Genomic DNA, 25,126 nt, shown 5'->3' on the forward strand with positions numbered 1-25,126 from the left:
TGTTCATGCCTGCTCACTAGCCGCTTTGAAAGCCTCTTCCTCGGCAAGCATGGCCGCGCAGACCTCATCGGTATGCCGGTGGCTGAACATATGCTCAAGCGAGTTTCGCCACAGCAGCAGGTTCTGAGCAGCACCGCTTCCGTGCAGAGGGTAGTACTGGTTATGAGGCTCGTGCATGAGATGGTCCATGCAAAGCAAGCGCGTGGGACTGACGGGGAAGAGGATTGAGGTCTGCGGATTGGCGATGCCACGAAAGCGCAGGGACGGATGGACTAATGTCACGGGTGCATCAGTGGTGATGAACACCGGTTCCTCTGCACATAGCATCGACCAGCGCATGCCCATGAACTGATTTGCGTATTCCGCCGCGCCGTGCATGTCCTTGATCCAGCTGCGCTTGAGATCGTCCTCCGTGGCATCCCGATAAGCTGGCCAGCTCGCTGTATCGAAACGGTAGGTCCGGTCCTTGTGTAGGAAGGAATGCGGAACTTCGCCAAGCTGCTCGATCTCGTCGCAAATACGTCGATGCCATTGCTTGTACATCTCAAAATGCCTGGGGTTTCGCAGCATCATCGTAGCCGCCAGCAAGCTCACCATCTTCCGAAGTGGCTCCCAGCTGAGATCGAGCATATCGACTTGCAGGGCGCGCCACACAGGATCTGCGAACCACCGCTCCAGCTCGCTGAGCTTCTTCTCAAAGCTGTCGTCTCGAGCTCCTGTGTTCGGATCACGGGGTACATAGAGATAGAAGCTGACGGCGACCTTTTCAATCGGCTTGAGCTCGGGCTCCCCAGCGTCTTTACTAAATCGCCAGATCTTGCGGCGCTGCGTGTCGGCCGCAAAGGCGCGAAGGTAGGCCTGCGGCACCCAGTGGCATCGCTTGGTTAACTGCGTTGGAGAGCTTGAATTTGGCACGAAATGTCCTTCGCATCGATCGATGCTTTGGTAACTTGCCCTTGGCGCCTCAACATGAAATTTCCGGGCCGAATGTGATCGGTTGGGTGTCCGCCAGCAGACGCTCGCCGACACGTCTCGCCTCTTTCGATTGCTCTGGGAACCAGGCGCCATCGTCGCTATTCACCGCCGTCGGGCCAAGGTGAAGCAAGAGGTTGTGAAGGAAATACCCTGCTGCCATTTGGGGCAGTGAATATGCGCGCCATGCCTGCAGGTCGTGCTGCTGAGGTGTTGTCGGCCACCACTTGAAGAATTGCTCGCTCCCCAAGGCAATGTGGTCAATAACTCGATGCGGTTGCCTCCGCGCAACTGCAGCGAGCTTGTGCAAGGCTCTGTCGGTATTTACCCCTTGGCTCTCGTAAGAGAACAGACCGATAAAGGCTCTTGATCCCCCCTGTCCTCGGATGAACTCAGCAACCTCAGCCAATCGTTCGCACGCTTCGCCGAACTGCCCGGATGTAAGTCGAGACTTAACCTCGATGGCGGCTACGCAAGCAGATGGCGCCACAAACACCAAATCGCCGTCTCGATACAAAACAGGATGCGCGTTGTCGTAAATGAGAACGTCGATCTGAGTTGATGCACCCACTCGCGTAACGACGAACCCGCGGCCCACAGAGACAGCTGATGGGGCGGACCTGCGGATTGTTGAGCGCAGGACTGACTCCTTCCACTCGCCATCGGTGGGCCAGTGTTCGCCCTCAATCATGTGGCGGACGCGATCCTTCAAAGCACCCAGTTCCTTGGAAATGGAGCGAAAGTACTTTTCCATATTCATTGCGAGTCGTTCCCAGTTGTGTGATGAATCATGCCGTGGCAAAAATAGGAGTGGCTACACGCACGGCTACACATCGCTCTTGAGAGCAACAGAGGAGAGGAAATGGCTGAAGATTCCAATCCGTCAGCGAAAGATAACCTACCCCGTAGGCCTTGCCCCGTTCGTTGCTGTCTGCCGCTACCAACCAACTACACTGACTGGTGATGCATTCGACAACAGAAGGAGAAAAAATGCCCAAAAACCTGATTACTGGACTATTTCTTGAACATACCATTTTGGCGATAGCGCGAGCTGTTGTGCAACGCGAAAAGGAACTCGGCGAGTCGCTGCTGGCCCATGAAGTCACTTATTTGGTTCAAGAAGCGCAGAATCGCTACAAACTTCTCGCCGATGGGAACCCGGTCAACGTCACATCGCTTGCTGGTGATGTCATCAACGGTATGCAGTTCCTGAAAAATCTCAAGACGAAGTCAGTGTCTTCGGAAGGCTACCACTTGCTCAAGAGTGAGTTTGCGGCTGGAGGATCAGCCCTGCGCGATGTAATTCCAGATTTGCGTCGTGAGCCCCTGAGAATTCCAGAACTCGAAACAGTGGCGAGCTAGAAAGTCAACAGCGCGCATTGCTTCTTTCCGCGACTGCAAGCTACTGGTCGCGAACTGCGGAGCTCATATGGATGGCGATAGGTTTCTTGTTGTCCGCGGCTGCGGTCTCTTTTGATTCAACCCCCATGCCCATCCGCACCGCCACCCCCGAAGACGCAGCCTGCATCGGCGCCATCCGCGTGGCGGCATGGCAGGCGGCGTACCGTGGCGCCATGCCCGATGCGTACCTCGATGCGCTGGACCCGGGTGCGAACCTGGAGTGGCTGCGTGCGGCGCTGGGTGCAGAGCCTGCGCCCTTCACGCTGCGCGTGGTAGAAGATGATGTGGCGGGCCAGCCGGTGGCCTTTTCCATCGTGGGCAAGCCGCGGTATGCGGTGGCGGGCCCTGCATCCACCATGGAGCTGTGGGCGCTGAATGTGCACCCCCTGCACTGGCGCAGGGGCGCGGGTCAGCAGCTGGTGCAGCAGGCACTGGTGGATGCCCAGGTGCAGGGGTTCGCCGCGGTTGAGTTGTGGTGCATTCACAGCAACACGGCCGCGCGGCGCCTTTACAAGGCCTGTGGGTTTCGCGCCAGCGGTGCGGTGCGCACCACCAGCCATCTCACCAGCCATCCGCTGCAGGAGGTGGCGTACCGCTGCGCGGTTTGACCCGTGCGGCGGGAAGGCGCGCGTTCATTGCACAGGTGGAGCGCCACCAAACCACACGCGCCACAATAGGCGCAGCCACCCCAGCGCCCCCACTTCCCCATGACAACGATGAGCACCACCCCAACCAGCACCCCCACCACCCCCATCCGCCTCACCCAGTTCTCCCACGGCGGCGGCTGTGGCTACAAAATCGCGCCGGGTGTGCTGTCCGAGATCCTGCGCGGCAGCGGGGCGGGGGGCATGGTGTTGCCCCCGGAGCTGCTGGTGGGCATCGAGACGGCCGACGATGCGGCGGTGTACCAGCTCAACGGCGAGCAGGCGCTCATTGCCACCACCGATTTCTTCATGCCCATCGTGGACGATGCCTTCGACTTCGGGCGCATTGCGGCGACCAATGCCATCAGCGATGTGTATGCCATGGGTGGGCGCCCCATCATGGCGCTGGCCATTGTGGCCATGCCGGTCAACCAGCTGCCGGTGGAGGTGATCGGGCGCGTGCTCGAAGGCGGGCAGGCGGTGTGCCGCGCGGCCGGCATCCCGATTGCCGGGGGCCACACCATCGACTCGGTGGAGCCCATCTACGGCCTGGTGGTGCTGGGCCTGGTGCACCCTGCGCGCGTGCGCCGCAACCGCGATGCGCGCGCCGGCGATGTGCTGGTGCTGGGCAAGCCGCTGGGCGTGGGCGTGCTGTCCGCCGCGCTCAAGAAGGGGCTGCTCGACGCTGCCGGCTACGCCTGCCTGGTGGACACCACCACGCGCCTGAACACCCCCGGCATGGCGCTGGCCGGGCTGGACGGCGTGCACGCGCTGACCGACGTGACCGGCTTCGGCATGGCCGGCCACACGCTGGAGATGGCGCGCGGCGCCGGCAACCTGCAGGCGGTGCTGGAGTGGCCGCGCCTGCCGCTGCTGCCGGGCGTGGAGGCCTGGGCCGCGCAGGGCACCGTCACCGGCGCATCGCGCCGCAACTGGGAGGGCTATGGCGCCGAGGTGGCCCTGGCCCCCGGCCTGCCTGCGCACGCCCAGGCCCTGCTCACCGACCCGCAGACCAGCGGCGGCCTGCTGGTGAGCTGTGCGCCGCAGGCGGTCGATGCGGTGCTGCGCACCTTCCGCGAGCAGGGCTTTGCCGATGCCGCGGTGGTGGGCCGCATGGAGGCACTGGCCACCGGTGACTCCACCACCACCACCACCACCACCACCCGCCTCACGGTCGCGCCATGAAGGAGCCCACGCGCGTGCACGACCGGCACGCCTTCGACACGCTGATCGACGGGCGCAGCCCGGCCGAGTTCGCCATCGACCACATTCCCGGCGCCATCAACCTGCCGGTGCTCGACAACGAGGAGCGCCGCATCGTGGGCACGCTGTACAAGCAGGTCGGCGCCTTCGAGGCGCGGCGCGTGGGCGGGGCCATGGTGGCCGCCAACCTGGCGCGCCACCTGCAGGGCCCGCTGGCCGACAAACCGCCCGGCTGGAAGCCGCTGGTCTACTGCTGGCGCGGCGGCCTGCGCAGCGGCTCCATGACCACCTGGCTGCGCCTGGTGGGGTGGGATGCGCAGCAACTGGCGGGCGGCTACAAGGCCTGGCGGCGCCATGTCATCGACACCATCGCGCAGCGCGCGCCCACTCTGCCCCTGGTGGTGCTGTGCGGCGCCACCGGCAGCGCCAAGACGCGGCTGCTGCACACCCTGGCGGCCCAGGGCCAGCAGGTGCTGGACCTGGAGGCCCTGGCCCGGCACAAGGGCTCGCTGCTGGGCGCGCTGCCGGGGGTGGAGCAGCCCTCGCAGACCGCGTTCGAGACGGCCATCGCTACGGTGCTGGAGACACTGGACCCTGCACGCCCTGTGTATATCGAAGGTGAAGGCAAACGCATTGGGCGCCTGACGGTGCCGCTGATGCTGGTCGAGCGCATGCGCAATAGCCCCTGCATCGAGGTGCAGGCGTCTGTCGCGGCGCGCGTGGAGTACCTGCTGCGCGACTACGCCTACCTGGGCGATCGCCCGCAGTGGCTGGCGGACCAGCTCGACCCGCTCAAGCCCCTGCACGGCAACGCCACCATCGCCGCCTGGCAGGCCATGGCCCACGCGCGCCAGCTGCCCCAGCTGTTCGAGGCGCTGGCCACGCTGCACTACGACCCTTCGTATGCGCGGTCGCAACGGGCGTACTTCAAGGCCTGGGCAGGCCGGCAGGTGGTGGTGGCCGACGACCTGAGCGCACAGGGCATCGAGGTGCTGGCGCAGCGGGTGGCGGCACTGCCCGTTGGGACGGCCGCGGCTACCGCCTGAGCGCAAGGCGGGTAGGGCAGGGCCGGTGCCCCCGCCCCTCACTTCGATAGCAGGCGCATCGTCTCTTCCAGGCCCTTGAGCGACAGCGGGTACATCCGGTTCCCAACCAACTGCTGGATGATGCTGATGCTCTGGCGGTACTGCCACACGCCCTGGGGCTCGGGGTTGATCCACGCGAACTTGGGGAAGGCGTGGGTCAGGCGCTGGATCCATTCGGCGCCAGGTTCTTCGTTGTTGTATTCCACGCTGCCGCCGGGCTGCAAGATCTCGTACGGGCTCATGGTGGCGTCGCCCACAAAGATCAACTTGTAGTCCTTGTTGTACTTGCGGATGATGTCCCAGGTGGGGAATTTCTCGGCAAAGCGGCGGCGGTTGTTCTTCCACATGAAGTCGTACACGCAGTTGTGGAAGTAATAAAACTCCAGGTGCTTGAACTCGCCCTTCACGGCGGAAAAGAGTTCTTCCACGCGCTGCACGTGCTCGTCCATGGTGCCGCCCACGTCCATGAGCAGCAGCACCTTCACGTTGTTGTGGCGCTCGGGCACCATCTTGATATCGAGGTAGCCGGCGTTGGCCGCGGTGCTGCGGATGGTGTCGGGCAGGTCCAGTTCCAGGTCGTTGCCCTCGCGCGCAAACTTGCGCAGGCGGCGCAGCGCCACCTTGATGTTGCGCGTGCCCAGCTCCTGCTGGTCGTCGTAGTCCTTGTAGGCGCGCTGCTCCCACACCTTCACGGCGCTCTTGTTCTTGCCGGCGCCGCCAATGCGCACGCCCTGGGGGTTGTAGCCGCCATGGCCAAAGGGGCTGGTGCCGCCGGTGCCTATCCACTTGTTGCCGCCTTCGTGGCGTTCTTTCTGTTCTTCCAGGCGCTTCTTGAGCGTCTCCATCAGCTCGTCCCAGCCCATCTTTTCGATGGCAGCCTTTTGCTCGGGGGTCAGCTCGTTTTCCAGGATCTTGCGCAGCCAGTCGGCGGGCACTTCCTTGGTGAAGTCGGCCAGCATCTCCACGCCCTTGAAGTAGGCGCCGAAGGCCCGGTCGAACTTGTCGTAGTGCTTCTCGTCCTTCACCAGGGTCAGGCGCGAGAGGTTGTAGAAATCGTCCAGGCTCCAGGCGTCGTCGGAGCGGGGGCCCACCACGCCGGCGTCGAGCGCTTCGAGCAGGGTCAGGTATTCCTTGACCGACACGGGCAGCTTGGCCGCGCGCAGGGTGTAGAAGAAGTCGATGAGCATGGGGGAGCCTCCTCGGGCTTGGCTGGGCTGGGTTCTTCTCTTCAGGCCGCCTCGCGGCGTGCGCGCAGGTACAACAGCTGGGCGCGGGCCTCGGCCCATTCGCCGGCGCGCATGCTGTACATCACGGTGTCGCGGATGGTGCCGTCGCGGCGCAGGGCGTGCCCGCGCAGCACGCCGTCCTTGTGCGCGCCCAGGCGCTCGATGGCGCGCTGCGATGCGAAGTTGTAGTTGTCGGTGCGCCAGCCCACCACGTTGCAGCCCAGGGTGTCGAAGGCGTGGCCCAGCAGCAGCATCTTGCAGGTGGTGTTGACGTGGCTGCGCTGCACGCTCTGGCGGTACCAGGTGTAGCCAATCTCCACGCGTTTCACGGCCGGCAGGATGTCGTGGTAGCTGCTGGTGCCCAGCACGGTGCCCGTGGCCTCGTCGATCACGGCAAAGGCAAAGCGGTCGCGCGTGTTGAGCGCCGTCTCGATGTAGGCGCGCGTGTCCTGCGGCTCGGGTACGGAGGTCACGCGCAGCGTCCACAACTGGCCGTCGGCCGCGGCGGCTTTCAGGCCGGCCTCGTGCTCCAGGGCCAGGGGCTCCAGGCGCACGCCATGGTCGCGCAGGGTGACGGCTTGCACGAAGGAAGACGGGGCGGGCGGGGTGGTGCTCATTTATTGTTCTTCTTCTTTTTGTTGTTGCTGGCGGGGGCCTGTGCGGCGGCTGCGGCCTCCTGCAGCTTGAGGCGCCGCTGCTGCTGCCAGCGCCGCGCGGCGTGCAGGCCCAGGCCACCGCCCAGGCCCACCAGGGCAATGCCGAGCAGGGCGCTGGTGCCGTAGCCCGGCGCAAAGATGTCGAAGCCCGCCAACTGGCCCAGCCAGAAGCCGGCCAGCGCACCGCCCACGAAGCCGATGGCGTCGGCAACGCCGTCGATGAGGGAGGGGGTGGGTGGGGTCGGCTGGGTCATGGCGGCCCGATCAACGGTTCCGTTGGTTCATGAAGACCAGTTTTTCAAACAGGCTCACGTCCTGTTCGTTCTTGAGCAGCGCGCCCACCAGCGGGGGCACGGCCACCTTGTTGTCGGCGCTTTGCAGGGCCGAGAGCGGAATGTCTTCGGCCACCAGCAGCTTGAGCCAATCGAGCAGTTCGCTGGTGGAGGGCTTTTTCTTGAGGCCCGGCAAGTTGCGCACGTCGTAGAACGTCTTCATCGCCACGCTGAGCAGGTCGCCCTTGAGCGTGGGGAAGTGCACGCCCACGATCTGGCGCATGGTCTCGGCCTCGGGGAACTTGATGAAGTGGAAGAAGCAGCGGCGCAGAAAGGCGTCGGGCAGCTCCTTCTCATTGTTGGAGGTGATGAACACCAGCGGGCGGTGCTTGGCGCGGATGAGTTCGCGCGTTTCGTAGCAGTAGAACTCCATGCGGTCGATTTCGCGCAGCAGGTCGTTCGGGAACTCGATGTCGGCCTTGTCGATCTCGTCGATCAGCAGTGCCACGGGGCGGTCGGCCGTGAAGGCCTGCCACAGCACGCCCTGCACGATGTAGTTGCGGATGTCCTTCACGCGCTCGCTGCTGTCGCCGTCGTTCAACTGGCTGTCGCGCAGGCGGCTCACGGCGTCGTACTCGTACAGGCCTTGCTGCGCCTTGGTGGTGGACTTGATGTGCCACTGCAGCAGCGGCATGTCCAGCGCCTTGGCTACTTCCTCGGCCAGCATGGTCTTGCCGGTGCCCGGCTCGCCCTTGATGAGCAATGGGCGCTGCAGGGTGATGGCGGCATTCACGGCCAGCATCAGGTCTTGGGTGGCAACGTAATTCTGGGAACCTTGGAATTTCATGGCAGGGAAAACACCGGATCGTTGATGAATGGGCTTGACAGGCGCTGGCTATAATCCGCGGGTTAAGCAGAGCCGTTGAGTTGAACTTCCACGAGATTGTGCGCGCAAAATGAACAAGACGTTGACCACGATATTTGCCCTGGCTGTCGCTTCCGTGACGGCTTTCTCTCACGCTCAGGAGACCAAGGGCGATGTGAAGGCAGGTGAAAAGAAGATTGCCATGTGCATCGGCTGCCATGGCATCCCCGGCTACCAGGCCAGCTTTCCTGAAATCCACAAGGTGCCCATGATCTCGGGCCAGAGCGGTGCCTATATCGCCGCCGCACTCGACGCTTACCGCAAGGGCGACCGCAAGCACCCCACCATGCGCGGCATTGCCGACTCGCTGACCGACCAGGACATCGCCGACGTCTCTGCCTATTACGCACAGCACGGCAAGACTGCCGGCGCCGCCGAGCTGCCCGCCAAGCCCAAGCGCGAACCCAGCGTGCAGGTGGCCGAGCTGCTCAAGAAGGGCGCCTGCGTTTCCTGCCACGGCGACAACTTCGCCAAGCCCATCGACCCCTCGTACCCCCACATCGCGGGCCAGCACGCGGACTACCTGTTCGTGGCGCTCAAGTCGTACAAGGCCGAGAAGAACCCCAACCTGGGCCGCAGCAACGCCATCATGGCCGGCGTGGCCAAGCAGTTCACCAACGCCGAGCTGAAGGCACTGGCCAACTACCTGGGCAGCCTGGAAGGTGACATGCAGACGGTGCGCCAGTCGCCCTTCCGTTGAGCCCTCCGCTCCCTAAATGAAAAAGCCCGCAATCGCGGGCTTTTTCTTTGGGCGCGTGCGAAAGAGCGAAAGGGGCTCAGTCCCTTGTTGCGCGGCGTTGTACCGCCGCGATATAGGCATTGCCATCGGGCGGGCGGCCCGAACGCTGGCTTTCCCACAGCATCTGGCCCAGGCACTCCATCGTGGCGTGGTGTGCGTCGTGCAGCGAATCGAGGCGCTTGGCCAGCAGCTCCACCGCCTGCCGGATGCCGCGCGGTTGGTCGATGCTGCACTGCTCACTGATCGACAGATGCATGGACAGGTGCAGAAACGGATTGGTGCGGTCGGGCGTCTCGTCGTAGTTGCGGGCCACGGCGGCCTCGGCATCGGACAGGTCGGCGTGGTACTCGGGGTGCTCGGCGATCCACAGGCTGGCCAGCGTCTCGATGGCCTCCATGGGTGCGCCGCTCTGGGACTTGGCGTGCACGCCGCAGAGAAAGCGGCGCACGTCGGCTTGGGACGGGTTGAACATGATGGGGCCGCAGCGTAGCACGCAGCGCGTGCCGGGGTGGGGCGCGGGGGTATGCGCAGGCTACCGTTGCCTGTAACGGCCGGGCTCGCACCAGAAGCGGGTCTTCACGCCCGGCTGGGCTTCGAACAGCTCGGCGACATGGCTGCAGTTGGCCACGTTGTAGGCCTTGCCATCGGCCGCGTCGAAGGTGGCGACATGCATCCGCAGGGTGCCGTTGACGGCGCTGTTGCGGTACAGGGTGAACACCACGGAACTGTCATCCGTGGCGGCAGTGGTGGTGGTCGCCAAAAGGGCCGCGCAGCACGCGAAAAAGAGCACCGCGAGGCCTGGCGAGCGGGGGCCTGTGGGGAACGTCATACCAACAATCTAGCAGTCTGCCGTGACAAGTGGTAGCGCCAAATTACCAACGCCTTTCGCACAGTTCTGGAGGGGCGGGGCGCCGCGCCGGCGGTGGCGGGCTGGCGAACTTGCTGCACAGGGCGGGGCGAATCTGTCCTACGGGCCCGTCCCGGGCCCGACCCTACATTGGAGCCGCGGGGGATGCACACAGTTGGTCACCGCGCGATACATCCCAAGACAAACACCACCATCCAAGGAACTGCCATGAACAACAACGCAATGCGCATCATCGGGGCCCTGCTGCTCGTCGTCGGCCTGGCCGGCTTCTTCACGGGCGGATTCAGCTTCACCAAAGAAACCACCCAGGCCAAGCTCGGCCCGCTGGAGCTCAAGGTGCAGGAGAAAGAGTCCGTCAACGTGCCCCAGTGGCTGAGCGTGGGCGCCATGGCGCTGGGCGCGGTGGTTCTGGTGCTGGGGTTTCGACGCGGCAGCCGCTGAACGCGATAACTCCCCAGGCTAAGGGCGAGCCAGCAGCATTGCTGCTCACGGCTTGCCCTTTTGCCATTTATTTCTCCGGTGGGGCCGCGTTTCTGTCAGCCCCTTGAGTATCAGGTCCGCGGCGCACCCATCATGCGCGAGATGGTGCGCGCCGCCTTCAGCAGCGCGGGCAGCATCGTCTCCTGCATCACCTGCGCACTCGTGCGGTTGGCCTGGCCGCTGATGTTGAGTGCGGCCACGGTCTGGCCGGTGCGGTTGGTGAGCGGAGCGGCGATTGAAATCAGCCCCTCCTCCAGCTCCTGGTTCACCAGGCACCAGCCCTGCTGACGCGCCTGGCGGATGTGGGTGAGCAGGGTGGGCACGTCGGTGGCGGTGTGCTCCGTCCAGCGCTGCAGGGGGTGGACTGCAAGGCGCTGCTGCAGTTCCTCGTCGGGCAGGGCGGCCAGCAGCACGCGGCCCATCGACGTCCAGCACGCGGGCAGGCGCGAACCCACGCCCAGGTTGGTGCGCATGATCTTGTGCGTGGGCACGCGCAGCACGTAGACGATGTCCAGACCGTCGAGCACGGCGGCCGAGGACGACTCGCGCACCTCCTCCACCAGGTCTTCCATCACCGGCTCGGCCAGGTTCCAGATGGGCAGGGACGACAGGTAGGCAAACCCCAGATCCAGGATGCGCGGTGTGAGGCGGAACTGCCGGCCATCGGTCTCCACATAACCCAAGGTCTGCAGCGTGAGCAGGATGCGACGCGCCCCGGCACGCGTGAGGCCGGTCTGCGCGGCCACCTCGCTCAGCGTCTGCTGCGGCGCGCTGGCGCTGAACGAGCGGATCACCTCCAGTCCTCGCGCAAAGGATTGCACGTAGCTGTCGCTGGGTTTGGGGTCTTTGGCGGGCGCGATTTGGATGTTCATGGGCGGGATGACTATAATTCTTTCAGCGAACATTTGTTCTATATGCGAACAAATAGAGGCACATTTCCGAGGCGAAGTTGCGGGCGCGAGACAACGAACGCGCAGCTTGCCTCCATTCTCAGGAAAGCAGATCGATGATCAACAAGATTGCGGACTCGGTGGCCCAGGCGCTGGCCGGGGTGAAGGATGGCGCCACGGTGCTGATCGGCGGCTTCGGCTCGGCCGGCATCCCTGGCGAGCTGATCGAAGGACTCATCGCCCAGGGCGCGCGCGACCTCACGGTGGTCAACAACAACGCGGGCAATGCCGACCACGGGCTGGCCGCTCTGCTCAAGGCCGGCCAGGTGCGCAAGATCATCTGCAGCTTTCCGCGCCAGGTGGACAGCTACGTTTTTGACGAGCTCTACCGCAGCGGCAAGCTGGAGCTGGAGCTGGTGCCCCAGGGCAACCTGGCCGAGCGCCTGCGCGCTGCGGGGGCCGGCATCGGTGCCTTCTTCTGCCCTACGGCCTACGGCACCGAGTTGGCAGCGGGCAAGGAGACGCGCGAGATCAACGGCAAGCACTACGTGCTCGAATACCCCATCCACGGCGACGTGGCCCTCATCAAGGCCGAAAAGGGCGACCGCTGGGGCAACCTGACCTACCGCATGTCGGCCCGCAACTTCGGCCCCGTGATGGCCACGGCCGCCAAGACCACCATCGCCACGGTGCATGAAGTCGACGAACTCGGCGCGCTGGACCCCGAAGCCATTGTCACGCCCGGCATCCACGTCACCCACGTGGTGCGCATCGACCGGGTCGCCACGCAAGCCGGCGGCATCAAGAAGACAGCCTGAACCCAGCGGACCGAGTGCACACCATGACCACCTACCAAAAACGAAGCAAGGACGACCTGGCCCGCCGCGTGGCGCAGGACATCCATGACGGCGCCTACGTGAACCTGGGCATTGGCCAGCCGACCCTGGTCGCCAACCACATCCCCGCGGGCCGCGAGGTCATCCTGCAGAGCGAGAACGGCATCCTCGGCATGGGCCCGGCCCCGGCCGCGGGCAACGAGGACTACGACCTCATCAACGCCGGCACGCAGCCTGTGACGCTGCTGCCCGGCGGCGCCTATTTTCACCATGCCGACAGCTTTGCCATGATGCGCGGCGGCCACCTCGACATCTGCGTGCTGGGTGCCTTCCAGGTCTCGGCCACGGGCGACCTGGCCAACTGGAGCACGGGCGAGCCGGGCGCCATCCCCGCCGTGGGCGGCGCCATGGACCTGGCCATCGGCGCCAAGCAGACCTGGGTGATGATGGACCTCTTGACCAAGCAGGGCGCCAGCAAGGTGGTGGCGCAGTGCAGCTACCCGCTCACCGGTGTCGCCTGCGTCAAGCGCATCTACACCGACCTGTGCACACTGGCATGCACGCCAGCGGGCGTGCAGGTCATCGACATGGTGGACGGGCTCACGCATGCCGAGCTCGAACGCCTGCTGGGCCTGCCACTGCTCGCTGCCGCCTGACCCCTTTCGTCCATCACCGCTTTCATCACAACCATCCTCAGGAGACAAGAACCATGAGCCAGCAAGCCTTCATCTGCGACGCCATCCGCACCCCCTTCGGGCGCTACGGCGGCGCGCTGTCCAGCGTGCGCACCGATGACCTGGGCGCGATCCCGATCAAGGCGCTGATGGACCGCAACCCCGGCGTGGACTGGGCCGCGGTGACCGACGTGCTCTACGGCTGCGCCAACCAGGCCGGCGAAGACAACCGCAACGTGGCGCACATGTCCAGCCTGCTGGCCGGCCTGCCCTTCGAGGTGCCCGTCGCCAACATCAACCGCCTGTGCGGTTCGGGGCTGGACGCCGTGGGCTCGGCCGCGCGCGCCATCAAGGCCGGCGAGGCGGGCCTGATGATTGCCGGCGGCGTGGAGAGCATGAGCCGCGCCCCCTTCGTCATGCCCAAGGCCGAGTCGGCCTTCAGCCGCAACAACGCGGTGTACGACACCACCATCGGCTGGCGCTTCATCAACAAGCTGATGAAGGAAAAGTACGGCGTGGATTCCATGCCCGAGACAGCCGAGAACGTGGCCGTGCAGTTCGGCATCGAGCGCGAGGCGCAGTAGCGCTTGGCCCTGGCCAGCCAGCTCAACGCCGTGGCCGCGCAAAAGGCCGGCCACCTGGCGCGCGAGATCGTGCCCGTGACCATCCCCCAGAAAAAGGGCGATGCCATCGTGGTCGACAAGGACGAACACCCGCGCGAAACCAGCCTGGAAGCGCTGGCCAAGCTCAAGGGCGTGGTGCGGCCTGACGGCAGCGTGACCGCCGGCAACGCCAGCGGCGTGAACGACGGCGCCTGCGCCCTGCTGCTGGCCGACGAAGCCAGCGCCGGCAAGTACGGCCTCAAGCCCCGCGCCCGCGTGGTCGGCATGGCCACGGCCGGCGTGGCCCCGCGCATCATGGGCTTTGGCCCCACGCCCGCCACCCTGAAGGTGCTGGCGCAGACCGGCCTGACCATCGACCACATGGACGTGATCGAACTGAACGAAGCCTTTGCCGCACAGGGCCTGGCCGTGCTGCGCGCCCTGGGTTTGAAGGACGACGACGCGCGTGTGAACGCCTGGGGCGGCGCCATTGCCCTGGGCCACCCGTTGGGTGCCAGCGGTGCGCGCCTGGTGACCACTGCGGTCAACCGCCTGCACGAAAACGCCGGCCAGTACGCGCTGTGCACCATGTGCATCGGCGTGGGCCAGGGCATCGCCCTCATCCTCGAACGCGTCTGACGCGCAGCTTGCCCACAGGAGCCCAGGCCGTGCCTACGTCTACCACCTTGTTGCAGACCCCTGCCGGGGCCTTTCGCGTTGCCATCGACGGCCCCGAGGGCGCACCTGTGCTGGTGCTCTCCAACTCCCTGGGCACCACCCTGGAGATGTGGGACGCACAGGCCGCGCGCCTGGCCCGCGACCACCGCGTGCTGCGTTACGACACGCGCGGACATGGCGGCAGCGTGGTGCCGCCCGGTCCCTACAGCTTCGAGCAACTGGGCGGCGATGTGCTGGCCCTGCTCGACGCCCTGCGGATCGAGCGTGCCAGCTTCTGTGGCATCTCCATGGGCGGCTTCACCGGCCTGTGGCTGGGCGTGCACGCCGGCAACCGCCTCAACCACCTGGTGGTGGCCAACAGCGCCGCCAAGATCGGCACCGAAGACGGCTGGCGCACGCGCGCCGCCCTGGTGCGCGAGAAGGGCGTCGCCGCCATGGCCGAGCTGGCCGCATCGTCGCCGGGCCGCTGGTTCACCGATGGCTTTGTGGCCGCGCAGCCGCAGGTGGTGCAGCGCGCGCAGAGCTGGATCGCGGGCATAGTCCCCGAAGGCTATGCCGCCTGCTGCGAGGCCCTGGCCCAGGCCGACCTGCGTGCCGACATCGCGCGCATCGCCGTGCCCACGCTGTTGATTGCCGGCGCGGCCGACCCCGTGACCACGGTGGTCGACGCCCAGGCCATGCAGGCCGCAATCCCCGGCGCGCAGCTGGTGCAACTGCCGGCATCGCACCTGTCCAACCTGGAAGCCCCGGCCGAATTCGACGCCGCGCTGGCCGCCTTCGTGGCCTGAGCACCGGAACACGCCGCCCAGCCACCGTGCCGAATGGCGCGTGTGGCGCCCGCTGGCTGGGCGCAACCCTGGCCATCCCTTGAATCTGTGAAGGAAGCATCCCCATGACCCACCCCAGCACCCAGCGCGAGCGCGTCCTCATCACCGGCGGTGGTGCCGGCATCGGCGCGGCCACGGCCGAGCGCTGCCGGGCCGACGGCTACGAGCCCGTGGTCATCGATCGCGTGGTCGACCACGTGCCCGGCGGCATCCAGGCCGACCTGTCGAACACGGCCGACACGGCGCGCGCGCTGCAGCAGGCACTGGCCGGCGGCCCCATCACGCGGTTGGTGAACAACGTGGGTGTGGTGGTGCCGGCCGATGCCGAGCACCAGACGCTGGACGAGTTCGACCTGGCCGTGGCGCTGAACCTGCGCTGCAGCCTGCAGTGCATGCAGGCCTTGCTGCCGGGCATGAAGGAGGCAGGTTTTGGCCGCATCGTCAACATGTCCTCGCGCGCCGCGCTGGGCAAGGAGCTGCGCACCGCGTACTCGGCCACCAAGGCCGGTCTGATCGGCATGACGCGCGTGTGGGCGCTGGAGCTGGGGCGCCACGGCATCACCGCCAACGCCATCGGTCCCGGCCCCATCCGCACCGAGCTGTTTGACCGCGCCAACCCGCCCGATGCGCCGCGCACGCGCGCCATCATCGAATCCGTGCCCGTCAAGCGCGTGGGCACACCCGAGGACGTGGCGCATGCCGTGTCCTATTTGCTCGATGCGCGCAGCGGCTTCGTCACCGGGCAGACGCTCTATGTCTGTGGCGGCATGACCGTCGGCGTGGCCGGCGTCTGACGCTGCACTTTCTCTTCCCTTTTCGTAACCGCTGTTCAAGGAGACACATGAACGCCACCACCACCCGCCGCGCTGCACTGGCAGCCCTCGCCGTTGCCGCCACGGCCGCCATCCCTGCGGGCGCCTTTGCCCAGGCCGCCTATCCCAACAAGACCGTGACCATCGTCGTGCCGTTTGCGGCCGGTGGCACCACCGACATTCTGGCGCGCATCATCGGCCAGGCGCTGACCACCGAGCTCGGCCAGCCGGTCATCGTGGACAACCGCGCAGGCGCGGGCGGCAACATCGGCGGCGCCCTTGCCGCCAAGGCGCCGGCCGACGGCTACACCCTGTTCATGGGCACGGTGGGCACGCACGCCATCAACGCCAGCCTGTACAAGAAGATGCCCTTCGACCCGATCAAGGACTTCGCGCCGCTGACACGCGTGGCCAATGTGCCCAACCTGCTGGTGGCCAACCCGGCCCAGCCCTACAAGAGCGTCAAGGAACTCATTGCCTACGCCAAGGCCAACCCCGGCAAGGTCAACTTCGGATCCTCGGGCAACGGCAGCTCCATCCACCTGTCGGGCGAGCTGTTCAAGTCGCTCGCCAAGGTGGACATGGTGCACGTGCCCTACAAGGGCAGCGCCCCGGCCGTGACCGACCTGCTGGGCAACCAGATCGGCATCATGTTCGACAACATGCCCTCGGCCATCCAGCACGTGCGCTCGGGCAAGCTCGTGCCCATCGCCGTGACCACCGCCAAGCGCTCGCCCGAGCTGCCCAACGTGCCCACCATCGCCGAAGCCGGCGTGCCCGGCTACGAGGCGACTTCGTGGTTCGGCATGTTCGCGCCCACCGGCACGCCCGCACCGGTGCTGACCAAGCTCAACACCGCCCTGGTCAAGGTGCTGAACCAGGCCGAGGTGAAGAAGAAGATCAACGAGCAGGGTGCCGAGACATACAGCGAAACGCCCGAGCAATTCGCCGCCTTCATCAAGACGGACAGCGTGAAGTGGGGCAAGGTCGTGCAGGAGTCGGGCGCGAGCCTGGACTGAGAGAAAAAGCCCCGCTGGCAGGCGCCGGCCAGCGGGGCGTCGCATGCAACACCGCGTGCTCACTGCACCCGGTAAACCCGCCCCGTCTGTCCGCCTTCCACGCTGCGCTGGTAGGCCAGGGCGGCGCGGGCCGCGGGCACGGTCTCGAAGCCTGGGAAGAAGGGCCCATAGCTGCCCACCGATTCGGTCAGGATGGTGGGGCTCACAGCGTTGATGCGCAGGCCGCGCGGCAGCAGCTCGATGGCGGCAGCCGCCACGAAGCCGTCGATGGCGGCATTCACCGCCGTGGCGTTGGCGCCGTTGCGGATGGGCTCGATGCCCACGATGCCGCTGGTCAGCGTGATCGAGCCACCCTTGTTGAGGTAGTGCTGGCCCAGCAGCGCCAGTTGCACCTGGCCCAGGAGCTTGTCCTGCAGGCCCAGGTTGAACTGCTCGGGCGTCATCTCGGTCAGCGGGCCGAAGTGCAGGTTGCCGGCGGTGCTCACGATGGCATCGATCTTGCCGACCGCCTTGAACAAGGCCGCCACCGATCCTGGCTGCGAGAAGTCCGTACGGTGCGTGCCGCTGGTGCGGCCCACGGTGATGACCTCGTGGCGTGCTGCCAGATTGGCCAGAACGGCCTGGCCGATGGTGCCGCTGGCGCCGATGAGAAGAACCTTGCTGGTGGACATGGCTTGTTCCTTTTGCGGGTGTTGCCCGAAAGCGTTGAAGAAGCCTGGATTGTTTTGTGAATCAATCACCACATAAAGTACAGTGAAGTTCTTCTTGAACTAACCTAGGGTTTGTAGTCGCCATGGACAAGCTGCGCAACATGGAGGTCATGGTGGCCGTGGTCGAGGGCGGCAGTTTTGCAGCCGCCGCGCGCCAGCTCGACATTTCGGCGGTGATGGTGGGCAAGCACATCCGCCAGATGGAGGAGCACCTGGGTGCGCGCCTGTTCCAGCGCAGCACGCGCCAGAACAGCCTGACCGAGGTGGGCGCGGCCTTCTACGAGGACTGCCGCCGCGTGCTCGAACAGGTGCGCTGGGCCGAGTCGGCGGTGGAGCGCAACCGCGCCGTGCCCCAGGGTCTGCTGCGCGTGAGCGCGCCCTTCACCCTGGGCAACCAGGTGATCGCGCCGCTGGTGGCCGACTTCCTGCTCGCCCACCCGCAGGTGCGTGTGGAACTGCAGTTGACCGACAGTGTGGTCGACATGGCGGGCGAGGGGTTCGATGCTGCGGTGCGCATCGGCGCCATTGCCGACGAGGGCCTGGTGGCCCGGCCGCTCAAACCCTACCGCATGGTGATTGCCGCCACGCCCGGCTACCTTGCGCGCCATGGCCGCCCCGAGCGCGCGGCCGACCTCGCGCAGCACCAGTGCCTGAGCCATTCGGTCTGGCAGCGGCGCGTGGAGTGGACGCTGCACGACGACGGCAAATCCTTCCAGTGGCCCGAGCTGGCGCGCTTCACCTGCAACCAGGGCGACGGCCTGCGCCAGGCCGCGCTGCGCGGCCTGGGCCTCATCATGCAGCCCGAGGTGCTGCTGGCCGAGGAGATCCGCGAGGGCCGGTTGGTGCCGGTGCTCACCCATTGCGTCCCCGCACCGCGCCCGGTGCACCTCGTCTACGCGCCGGACCGGCGCCAGTTGCCCAAGCTGGCGCGCTTTGTCGAGTTCATGGTGCGGGCGCTGGGGCAGCCTGCGGCGTAGGCGCAGGCCGGCGGTGGCTCAGGCCTCCTCGCCATGGAATTTCTCCCAGGCGATGGACTCGATGTGCCCCGTCAACTCGTTGGATTGTTCGTCGAGCAGCTTGTACATGATCTGGTGCTGGTGGATGGAGGCCCTGCCTTCCAGCCCGAGCAGCACGGTGTAGAGCGCATCGGTCAGCGCACCGTTCACCACCTCGCGCGCCACGGCGATCTGCGCTTCGGTCAGGCCCGCCTCCTGGAGCGCCGCGATGCGCGAGATGCCGGAAGTGGGGCTGAAGTAGCCCGCCAGCAGGTGCTCCTTGAGGTCCTTGAACTCCTGGACGAACGCTTCCGGGCTGATCGAGAAGGCGGGGTTGTCCATCCCATGTCCTTGCGCGCCGCGGGGCTCAGAGATTGCGCACCTTGCAGGCCGCCGAAATCATGCGCCGCGACCACTCGCCGGGCATGTCCTTGAACAGCACGGGTGCTTCGCCTTCCTTGTACTCCTCGCGGCCGACGATGGTGCCGGCCCACTCAGGCTGTGCGTAGTACGACAGCCACAGGTACCAAGCCTTGCGCGAGGGGCAGTCGACCACGACCTTAGCGTAGTACGAGCGGTACTTCTGGCCCCGGAACGAGGTGCGCTGCTGGTCGCGCGAGACGCGCAGGTCCAGCACCACACGCTGGTCCACGCCGATGGGTTCGGGCAGGATCTCGATCAGGTTCTTGCCCGCATCGGCGCGGTCGCCGCTCAGCGTGAACCAGCCGTCCGAAGAGACGTATTGCCGATGGGGCTGGAGCTGCTGCTGGCCACCCGCCAGGGCTGCGATACACAGAACAACGGCGCAGAGCATGGGAGGCTTGGGGTGCGTCCGGAGACGGGTGGTGGCAATCGGAAAACCATTATCCATGAGGCGGGTGCGCGGTTTCTCCCTGTTACACAAGTGCGTGCACCGGGCTGTGGCCTGCCCACCCGTTCAGGTGTTGCGCCAGGCCGATGATTCTGCCAATACCCAGTCGCGAAACGCCGCCAGCCGTGGCTGCTGCGCGGCGGCTGGCGGGTAGGCCAGCCAGTAGCTGTAGTCGTTGGGCAGGTCCAGGGCAAAGGGCTTGACCAGCCGCCCGGCCGTGATGTCGGCCGAGGCCAGGAAAATGCGGCCCAGCACGCCCTGGCCCTCGGCGGCCGCCTGCAGCACCAGGGCCGAATCGCTGAACCCCGGGCCCGTGCGCGCGATGGCCTCGGCATCGCTGCGGCTGGCCCCGGCCAGGGCCAGCCAGCGCGGCCACAGGTCGCCGGGCTGGTCGTGCAGCAGGGTGTGGGCCTGAAGGTCGGCCACGGTGGCCAGCGGTGCCTGCGCCAGCAGCGCAGGGCTGCACACGGGCGACAGGCGCTCGGGCGAAACCAGGTCGGCCTGCAGGCCGGGCCAGCGCCCCAGGCCCAGGCGGATGGCAATGTCGAAGCCCTCGTCGCGCGCAAAGTCGTGCAGCGCCACTTCGCTGGTGACATGCAGGTCGATGCCCGGGTGCTGCGCCCGAAAGCGCGCCAGCCGCGGCACCAGCCAGCGCGCCACGAACGAGGGCAGGGCGGTGATGCGCAGCGGCCCCGCCAGGCTGTGGTAGTTGCCGGCCACGCGCTCGGTGGCGCTGGCCAGGGCGTCGAGCAAACGGCTCAGTTCAGGCGCATAGGCCTTGCCGGCCGCGGTGCGGGTGAGCGCATGGTCCTGGCGCTCGAACAGCTTGCGCCCCAGCCAGTCCTCCAACTGCCGCACCTGGTGGCTGATGGCCGCCTGCGTCACGTGCAACTCGTCCGCCGCCCGCGTGAAGCTGTGGTGGCGCGCCGCGGCCTCGAAGGCGCGCAGGGCGTTCAGCGGGGCAGGCGACGGGCCATGGCTCAATCAAAATTACTCATCGAAGGTATGAGATTACATCGTTTGTCAACAGAGCGTGCGGCCGCTGTAATCGGCGCTTCCCTCGTTCTTGTACTGGAAGCGCCACCGATGATCGCCCTGTCCACCTGGCTGCTGATTCTTGCCTTTGCCGTGCCCATGATCGTCAGCCCTGGCCCCGGCAATACCGTGCTGGCCGCACCGGGCGGGCAGTTCGGGCTGCGGCGCACGGTGCCGTTCTGGATGGGTTTCGAAGCCGGCAACTTAGTCCACTGAAACCGGGAAATCGGCTGTGCGCAGGGGTGGCAGCGGGATGCGGCGCAAGGCTCGGGCTGCAGTCAAGGCTGGCTGCCTTGGCAATGCCCGCAACGCCGCGATGCGCCCGCTGCCACCCCGGCCCGAAGGGTGAGGGTCTTGCAGGGCCGCACTCGTCGTTGCCGTGCTCGCCGGGTATGCCATCCGGCTGCGCCCGCCGCCTAGATTGCGGCCCTGCCAGACCCTCACGCACAGCCGATTGCCCGGTTTCAGTGAACTGGTGGTGCCCGGTCTACGGCTTTGGCCTGAGCGAGGTGTTCACGCGCCACCCGGTGGCTTACACCGCGCTCAAGTGGGGCGGTACGGCTTATGTGGTCTACCTAGCGTGGTGCTTCTTTCGCAGTGCGGCTGCCACCGAGCGGCAGGACCTGCGGCCGCTGGGCTTCATCGACGGTTTCGTCTCACTGAGCCTCAACCCCGAGGGGTACTCGATGATCTTGGTGATGTTCTCGCAGTTCCTTGCACCCGGCCTGCCGCTGGCCGCCCAGGTGCTGCAGATCGCCGTGGTCTTCGTCGTGGTGGGCCTGGCTTGCCACTTCGTGTGGATCTACGGCGGGCAACTGATCTTCAGCCGCGCCCAAAACCCCCGCGCCGTGCGGCTGCAGGGGCTGGCGTTCAGGGTGTGCATGCTGGTGGTGGCGGGGGTGATGGCTATGTCGTGACGGGCCACCGCGTAGGTCGATCGCTGTTCGGCACCCACCTTCAGGGAGATGGGGCGTTGGACATGGTGCGACAAGTCCGACACTACGTCGCGGCCCGCGCACGCCGGCTGGCCCAGGCCAGCAGCGCCCACCCTGCGGCCACGACGACGACCGCGATTCCCAGCGCATACACCGATACGCCGCCGTACCCGCCCACCTTCTCCGGATTCAGGAAGGGGTAGGGATACCACCCCACGGCAGCGCCGCGCACCATCGAATACGCGAGGTAGAACCCCGCGAACCCCACCACCCAGCGCAGCTGCCGCACGCCCACGGCGGGGCGCGGTGGCCACAGCAGCCAGTCAAGCACCACCACTACGGGCATCGCGTGGTGCACTACCGAGTTCACCCAAGGCCTCAGCGCGCCCAGATCCACATCGCGCAGCAGCAGCACGAAAACGACGCCGACCACCAGCATGCAGGTGGCGGCCACGGCGCGCAGCGATTCGAAAGCGGCCGAGGGCCGCGCTTGCGTCCATTGGCGGCATGCACCCGCGATCAAGACACCAGCGGCCAGCAGGTTCGACAGGTTGGTGAAGTAGCTGAAGAAGTTGAGCACGCTGTAGTTCAGCCCCACATGCAGCCAGAGTTGCCAGCCGATGGCGGTGAGTGCGAGCAGGGCGAAGGCCAGGCGGAGACCGGCGGTGAGGGGCGTTGGGGTCATTTTGGATCGTCGTTGATGGCGATGAAGCTGCCGCGTGGCTGGAGCATCACACCCGCCACGCCGGCAGCTCCCAATTGCGCCACAGCGCCAGCCCGCGCAGCCCGGCCGTGGTCACCACGCAGGCCAGCAGCGGCACCCAGCCCGGCGCATCCACATGGCGCAGGGCCACATCGATCCAGCCGCCGGCAAACGCGCACAGGGCGTAGGGCCGGTGGTCGCTGAAGGCCTGGGGCACCTCGTTGCACAGCACGTCGCGCAGCACGCCGCCGAAGACGCCGGTAGTCACACCCATCATCACCGCGATGATGGGCGGCATGCCCACGGCGGTGGCGGTGTCGATGCCCACGGCGGCGAACAGGCCCAGGCCGATGGCGTCGGGCAGCAGCATGGCGCGCTCGGTGGGTTGGAAATGCCGCTGGCGCATGAACAGCATGGCGCACACGCACAGCGCCAGCAGGCCCCAGATGAAGCCGGTGTGGCGTACCCAGAAAAATGGCCGCTGGTCCAGCAGCAAATCGCGCAGCGTGCCACCGCCGAAGGCCGCGACAAAGGCCACCACGCACACGCCCACCACGTCCATGCGCTTGCGCGCCGCGGCGATGATGCCCGACAGCGCGAACGCGATGGTGGCCGCCACTTCGATGAAAAAGCGCATCGTGTGAATCCAGGGGGCGTCGAGCAGGTCCATGCGCTCGATTGTGCCGCGCGACCTGGCGTTTACGAAGCTATGCCAGCGCGTGGATGAGCAGGCCCAGCGCACAGCCGGCCCAGCCCGCGATGCCGATGCGCCGCGCCCAGCGCAGGCAACCCTCTGGCCACAGGTTCATGGCCAGCACCAGGCCCCAGCCCAGCACCATCCATGAGGCCACGGCGATGGCGACGCCCGCTGCGATGCCGGTGGCCACGGTGGCGGCAGCGCATTGCAGTGCCAGCGTGGCCAGCGCCAGGCCCCAGGCCTTGCGCTGCGCTTGCGGGCCCGCGGGCGCATCGCCCCAGGCCCGCGTGTCGGTGGCCTGGGCCCAGCGCACCAGGGCCAGCAGGCAGGCGGCGGCCGCGCAGGCCAGGGCCAGGGTGTCGCCGCCCATCACGCGGCGGACTCCGCGCGCTGCGCAGGCGGTATGTTGTGCATGGACCTTGTGCGGTGCTTCCATTGGCGGCGCAGCACCGCGATGGCCATGCCCAGGCACAAGGCTGCGGCAGTGGCCCACACCGCGGTGGCCCATTCCACCACCGTGCCCGCGCGCCAGGCCAGCCCCGCCAGGGCCGCTGCGGCCAGCGCTGCCAGCACGGCAGCGGCGCGCGGCCACCAGGCCTGCAGCGTGGCGGCCGGCAGCACCAGAAAGAAGGCCACCAGCAGGCCCAGCATGCCGGCCGAGCGCGCAGGCTCTGCCGCCACGATGTGCGCGATGCGAAACGACTCGATCGCCAGCAGGCCCGCGAGCCAGAACGAGAGGCCCTGCGTGGAGGGCATGGCAAGCCAGCGCCAGCGCGTGGCACGGCGATGGTGGTGGTTGTGATGGGTGCTTTTGCCACCGCTGTCGCGGCGGCGATTCGCCTGTACCCGCGCCGGGCCGATGAACGCGGCCAGCCCCGCCAGCACGACGCCCAGCGCCACCAGGCTGGTCAGCATGGGCCACTGCAGCGGCGCGCCCAGCACCCGGCCCGCTGCGCCCGCCAGCACCAGCAGTGCGCCGGCCGCGCAGAGCGACCCGCGCCACAGCGCCAGGTGGCACAGTGCCCAGGCGGCGAGCAACGACGCCAGCAGCCAGGTGCCGATCAGCGTCCACACAGCCCACACCGGCCGCTGCGCTAGCGGCGGCAGGCCGGCCGGCGGCCACAGGTGCACGAGCACGGCCACGAGCACGGCAGCGGGCACGGTGGCGTGTAGCGCTAGGAAGCAGCGCACCACGAAGGAAGCGTTGCGGGCGGCCGGCTTCGTCATGCCTGCAGCCCGCCCTGCACGCCGGCCTGTTGCTGTGCTTCACGCCGCCGCTGCTGGCGCGAGTCCAGCCAGATCAGCGTGCCCGAGACGGAGAGAAACGCCGGCGTCATGCCCAGAATGAAGTACAGCCACTTCAGCGCCAGCCCGCCAAAGTCGCCAAAGTGCAGCGGCTCCATGAGCCCGTTGACCAGCGACCAGAAGCCTGCGGTGCGCGGGTCCAGCACCTTCTTGGCCTTGCCCGTGGCGGCGTTCATGTCCACCCGCGCTGTGCTGGCCATATGGCCGGCCAGGGCACCGGTGAAGCTGGCCTCGGCGGACGTGGTGCCCCAGCGGCGCAGCGACACGTAGCGCGCCTGCAGCCCCGGCACGGCCTGCTGTGCGCTTTGGTACAGGGCGTCGAGCGACTGCATGGGCGCAGGCTCGGCAGCGGGCGGCTTGCGCGCGGCTCTGGCGGCAGGCGCGCCCGCCATCACGTACCTGGTGCCCTGCTCTAACAGCGGCGCCAGCCCCAGCCAGGCGCCCGTGGCGGCAATCAGGATGTGAAAACCCAGGCCCCAGATGCCGGCGGACTTGTGCAGGTCCGACATCACCACCCGAAAGCTGCGGCCCCAGCGCTGGGTGAACAGCTCGGCGATGATCTTGCGGTGGATGACGATGCCCGTGCCAATCAGCACCAGCATGGCCGTGCCGAGGAAGCCCACGATCCAGCGCGGCCCGAAGAACAAAAACACATGCAGCATGCGCAGGTACTGGCCGAGCTGGCTGTCCACCGGGCCCACCACGGCGCCCGTGTCCGAGCGCAGGGCCACCTTGGTGCGCTGGCTGGCGGGGGCGCCGCGCTCGCGCACATGGGCGAAGTAGCTGGGGTTCACGTCATCGGGCAGCGCGATGGTCTCCACCGTGGCGCCCGGGTAGCGCGCCTGCAGCTGCGCCAGCACGGTATCGAGCGGCGCGGGCGGCTGCGTGCGCGGCAGCCCGGCCAGCGAGGGGTTGGCCCACAGGTCGATCTCGTTCTTGAACACCACCACCGCGCCCGAGAAACAGACGATGAACATCAACAGGCCCGTGACGATGCCCGCCCACGAGTGCAGGACAAACAATCGGTTCAGGGTGCGCTGGCTGGTCATATCGGCTGGCGGTGGGG

General features: G+C 66.8%; 32 protein-coding genes and 1 pseudogene. 15 read left to right on the forward strand and 18 right to left on the reverse strand.

Annotation, left to right across the window (positions count from 1 at the left end):
• Positions 1-3 precede the first annotated feature (3 nt).
• Positions 4-867, reverse strand: coding sequence for a DUF4238 domain-containing protein (locus ACK59X_RS27925; RefSeq protein WP_409961774.1), 864 nt, complete (start codon positions 865-867; stop codon positions 4-6).
• Between the two features lie 97 nt (positions 868-964).
• Positions 965-1,732 (reverse strand): DUF6602 domain-containing protein, encoded by a 768-nt coding sequence (locus ACK59X_RS27930; RefSeq protein WP_409961775.1) that lies wholly within the window; start codon positions 1,730-1,732, stop codon positions 965-967.
• Between the two features lie 230 nt (positions 1,733-1,962).
• Between ACK59X_RS27930 and ACK59X_RS27935 the strand changes: the two genes are divergently transcribed.
• The 4 genes from ACK59X_RS27935 (at position 1,963) to mnmH (ending at position 5,266) form a co-directional block, all read left to right on the forward strand.
• Complete coding sequence (locus ACK59X_RS27935) at positions 1,963-2,334, forward strand: hypothetical protein (protein WP_409961776.1); 372 nt, start codon at positions 1,963-1,965, stop codon at positions 2,332-2,334.
• Positions 2,335-2,459: 125 nt separating this feature from the next.
• Positions 2,460-2,981: an N-acetyltransferase family protein gene (locus ACK59X_RS27940; protein ID WP_409961777.1), complete on the forward strand. Its 522-nt coding sequence runs from the start codon at positions 2,460-2,462 to the stop codon at positions 2,979-2,981.
• A 108-nt stretch (positions 2,982-3,089) separates the two neighbouring features.
• Entirely contained in the window at positions 3,090-4,202 is a 1,113-nt protein-coding gene (selD, locus tag ACK59X_RS27945; RefSeq protein ID WP_409961778.1) for a selenide, water dikinase SelD, read from the forward strand.
• Positions 4,199-5,266, forward strand: coding sequence for a tRNA 2-selenouridine(34) synthase MnmH (gene mnmH / locus ACK59X_RS27950; protein WP_409961779.1), 1,068 nt, complete (start codon positions 4,199-4,201; stop codon positions 5,264-5,266). The genes selD and mnmH overlap by 4 nt, the downstream gene beginning before the upstream one ends.
• Before the next feature lie 38 nt (positions 5,267-5,304).
• Here the strand turns inward: mnmH and ACK59X_RS27955 are convergent, their stop codons facing one another.
• The 4 genes from ACK59X_RS27955 to ACK59X_RS27970 are packed head-to-tail and all read right to left on the reverse strand — an operon-like array spanning position 5,305 to position 8,306.
• Positions 5,305-6,492, reverse strand: coding sequence for a vWA domain-containing protein (locus ACK59X_RS27955; protein WP_409961780.1), 1,188 nt, complete (start codon positions 6,490-6,492; stop codon positions 5,305-5,307).
• A gap of 41 nt (positions 6,493-6,533) precedes the next feature.
• Positions 6,534-7,148 (reverse strand): GNAT family N-acetyltransferase, encoded by a 615-nt coding sequence (locus ACK59X_RS27960; protein ID WP_409961781.1) that lies wholly within the window; start codon positions 7,146-7,148, stop codon positions 6,534-6,536.
• Entirely contained in the window at positions 7,145-7,441 is a 297-nt protein-coding gene (locus ACK59X_RS27965; protein ID WP_409961782.1) for a hypothetical protein, read from the reverse strand. The genes ACK59X_RS27960 and ACK59X_RS27965 overlap by 4 nt, the downstream gene beginning before the upstream one ends.
• Positions 7,442-7,451: 10 nt before the next feature.
• Positions 7,452-8,306, reverse strand: a complete 855-nt coding sequence (locus ACK59X_RS27970; protein ID WP_409961783.1) for an AAA family ATPase — start codon at positions 8,304-8,306, stop codon at positions 7,452-7,454.
• Positions 8,307-8,415: 109 nt separating this feature from the next.
• Between ACK59X_RS27970 and ACK59X_RS27975 the strand changes: the two genes are divergently transcribed.
• The gene (locus ACK59X_RS27975) at positions 8,416-9,084 is read left to right on the forward strand and encodes a c-type cytochrome (RefSeq protein WP_409961784.1); all 669 of its coding nucleotides are present in this window, start codon (positions 8,416-8,418) and stop codon (positions 9,082-9,084) included.
• Between the two features lie 76 nt (positions 9,085-9,160).
• Here the strand turns inward: ACK59X_RS27975 and ACK59X_RS27980 are convergent, their stop codons facing one another.
• Both ACK59X_RS27980 and ACK59X_RS27985 read right to left on the reverse strand, forming a co-directional pair.
• Positions 9,161-9,595 carry a DUF1841 family protein gene (locus ACK59X_RS27980; RefSeq protein WP_409961785.1) on the reverse strand — a complete coding sequence of 145 codons (435 nt, stop codon included), beginning with the start codon at positions 9,593-9,595 and terminating at the stop codon, positions 9,161-9,163.
• Positions 9,596-9,655: 60 nt separating this feature from the next.
• Positions 9,656-9,952 carry a hypothetical protein gene (locus ACK59X_RS27985; protein ID WP_409961786.1) on the reverse strand — a complete coding sequence of 99 codons (297 nt, stop codon included), beginning with the start codon at positions 9,950-9,952 and terminating at the stop codon, positions 9,656-9,658.
• A 246-nt stretch (positions 9,953-10,198) separates the two neighbouring features.
• Between ACK59X_RS27985 and ACK59X_RS27990 the strand changes: the two genes are divergently transcribed.
• Positions 10,199-10,432: a hypothetical protein gene (locus ACK59X_RS27990; RefSeq protein ID WP_409961787.1), complete on the forward strand. Its 234-nt coding sequence runs from the start codon at positions 10,199-10,201 to the stop codon at positions 10,430-10,432.
• Positions 10,433-10,542: 110 nt separating this feature from the next.
• Here the strand turns inward: ACK59X_RS27990 and ACK59X_RS27995 are convergent, their stop codons facing one another.
• Positions 10,543-11,343: an IclR family transcriptional regulator gene (locus ACK59X_RS27995; protein ID WP_409961788.1), complete on the reverse strand. Its 801-nt coding sequence runs from the start codon at positions 11,341-11,343 to the stop codon at positions 10,543-10,545.
• 134 nt (positions 11,344-11,477) lie between these two features.
• Here ACK59X_RS27995 and ACK59X_RS28000 point away from each other — a divergent pair, with 134 nt between their 5' ends.
• The 6 genes and pseudogenes from ACK59X_RS28000 to ACK59X_RS28025 all read left to right on the forward strand — a co-directional run bounded on the left by ACK59X_RS28000 (position 11,478) and on the right by ACK59X_RS28025 (position 16,809).
• Positions 11,478-12,179, forward strand: a complete 702-nt coding sequence (locus ACK59X_RS28000; protein ID WP_409961789.1) for a 3-oxoacid CoA-transferase subunit A — start codon at positions 11,478-11,480, stop codon at positions 12,177-12,179.
• Between the two features lie 23 nt (positions 12,180-12,202).
• The gene (locus ACK59X_RS28005) at positions 12,203-12,853 is read left to right on the forward strand and encodes a 3-oxoacid CoA-transferase subunit B (RefSeq protein WP_409961790.1); all 651 of its coding nucleotides are present in this window, start codon (positions 12,203-12,205) and stop codon (positions 12,851-12,853) included.
• Positions 12,854-12,906: 53 nt separating this feature from the next.
• Positions 12,907-14,112 (forward strand): annotated as a pseudogene (gene pcaF / locus ACK59X_RS28010) (3-oxoadipyl-CoA thiolase).
• 29 nt (positions 14,113-14,141) lie between these two features.
• Positions 14,142-14,939, forward strand: a complete 798-nt coding sequence (pcaD, locus tag ACK59X_RS28015; RefSeq protein WP_409961791.1) for a 3-oxoadipate enol-lactonase — start codon at positions 14,142-14,144, stop codon at positions 14,937-14,939.
• Between the two features lie 104 nt (positions 14,940-15,043).
• Positions 15,044-15,772, forward strand: a complete 729-nt coding sequence (locus ACK59X_RS28020) for an SDR family NAD(P)-dependent oxidoreductase (protein ID WP_409961792.1) — start codon at positions 15,044-15,046, stop codon at positions 15,770-15,772.
• Between the two features lie 47 nt (positions 15,773-15,819).
• On the forward strand, positions 15,820-16,809 hold the full coding sequence (locus ACK59X_RS28025) for a Bug family tripartite tricarboxylate transporter substrate binding protein (protein ID WP_409961793.1): 990 nt from the start codon (positions 15,820-15,822) through the stop codon (positions 16,807-16,809).
• 59 nt (positions 16,810-16,868) lie between these two features.
• On the opposite strand, the gene ACK59X_RS28030 is transcribed toward ACK59X_RS28025, so the two are convergent.
• Complete coding sequence (locus ACK59X_RS28030) at positions 16,869-17,480, reverse strand: short chain dehydrogenase (protein WP_409961794.1); 612 nt, start codon at positions 17,478-17,480, stop codon at positions 16,869-16,871.
• A 122-nt stretch (positions 17,481-17,602) separates the two neighbouring features.
• Here ACK59X_RS28030 and ACK59X_RS28035 point away from each other — a divergent pair, with 122 nt between their 5' ends.
• Positions 17,603-18,496: a LysR family transcriptional regulator gene (locus tag ACK59X_RS28035; RefSeq protein ID WP_409961795.1), complete on the forward strand. Its 894-nt coding sequence runs from the start codon at positions 17,603-17,605 to the stop codon at positions 18,494-18,496.
• Between the two features lie 18 nt (positions 18,497-18,514).
• Here ACK59X_RS28035 and ACK59X_RS28040 read toward each other — a convergent pair whose 3' ends face one another.
• From ACK59X_RS28040 to gcvA, 3 genes are all read right to left on the reverse strand, one after another.
• Positions 18,515-18,856, reverse strand: a complete 342-nt coding sequence (locus ACK59X_RS28040) for a hypothetical protein (RefSeq protein ID WP_409961796.1) — start codon at positions 18,854-18,856, stop codon at positions 18,515-18,517.
• Positions 18,857-18,881: 25 nt separating this feature from the next.
• Positions 18,882-19,328, reverse strand: coding sequence for a surface-adhesin E family protein (locus ACK59X_RS28045; protein WP_409961797.1), 447 nt, complete (start codon positions 19,326-19,328; stop codon positions 18,882-18,884).
• Between the two features lie 123 nt (positions 19,329-19,451).
• Positions 19,452-20,369, reverse strand: coding sequence for a transcriptional regulator GcvA (gcvA, locus tag ACK59X_RS28050; protein ID WP_409961798.1), 918 nt, complete (start codon positions 20,367-20,369; stop codon positions 19,452-19,454).
• 102 nt (positions 20,370-20,471) lie between these two features.
• Between gcvA and ACK59X_RS28055 the strand changes: the two genes are divergently transcribed.
• On the forward strand, positions 20,472-20,636 hold the full coding sequence (locus tag ACK59X_RS28055; protein ID WP_409961799.1) for a hypothetical protein: 165 nt from the start codon (positions 20,472-20,474) through the stop codon (positions 20,634-20,636).
• Between the two features lie 251 nt (positions 20,637-20,887).
• On the forward strand, positions 20,888-21,337 hold the full coding sequence (locus ACK59X_RS28060; protein WP_409961800.1) for a LysE family translocator: 450 nt from the start codon (positions 20,888-20,890) through the stop codon (positions 21,335-21,337).
• A gap of 82 nt (positions 21,338-21,419) precedes the next feature.
• Here ACK59X_RS28060 and ACK59X_RS28065 read toward each other — a convergent pair whose 3' ends face one another.
• Genes ACK59X_RS28065 through ACK59X_RS28085 form a run of 5 tightly spaced genes read right to left on the reverse strand, consistent with a single transcriptional unit; the run spans position 21,420 to position 25,109 of the window.
• On the reverse strand, positions 21,420-22,040 hold the full coding sequence (locus ACK59X_RS28065) for a Pr6Pr family membrane protein (RefSeq protein WP_409961801.1): 621 nt from the start codon (positions 22,038-22,040) through the stop codon (positions 21,420-21,422).
• A 46-nt stretch (positions 22,041-22,086) separates the two neighbouring features.
• A complete protein-coding gene (locus ACK59X_RS28070) occupies positions 22,087-22,728 on the reverse strand; it encodes a trimeric intracellular cation channel family protein (RefSeq protein ID WP_409961802.1) in 642 nt (213 codons plus the stop codon).
• A gap of 37 nt (positions 22,729-22,765) precedes the next feature.
• Positions 22,766-23,125, reverse strand: coding sequence for a hypothetical protein (locus tag ACK59X_RS28075; protein ID WP_409961803.1), 360 nt, complete (start codon positions 23,123-23,125; stop codon positions 22,766-22,768).
• Positions 23,125-23,982, reverse strand: coding sequence for a hypothetical protein (locus tag ACK59X_RS28080; protein WP_409961804.1), 858 nt, complete (start codon positions 23,980-23,982; stop codon positions 23,125-23,127). The genes ACK59X_RS28075 and ACK59X_RS28080 overlap by 1 nt, the downstream gene beginning before the upstream one ends.
• The gene (locus ACK59X_RS28085) at positions 23,979-25,109 is read right to left on the reverse strand and encodes a PepSY-associated TM helix domain-containing protein (RefSeq protein WP_409961805.1); all 1,131 of its coding nucleotides are present in this window, start codon (positions 25,107-25,109) and stop codon (positions 23,979-23,981) included. Before ACK59X_RS28085 ends, ACK59X_RS28080 begins: the two co-directional genes overlap by 4 nt.
• Positions 25,110-25,126 lie beyond the last annotated feature (17 nt).

The sequence above is a fragment of the Acidovorax sp. genome, assembly GCF_046339755.1.
Classification (GTDB): Bacteria; Pseudomonadota; Gammaproteobacteria; order Burkholderiales; family Burkholderiaceae_C; genus Acidovorax.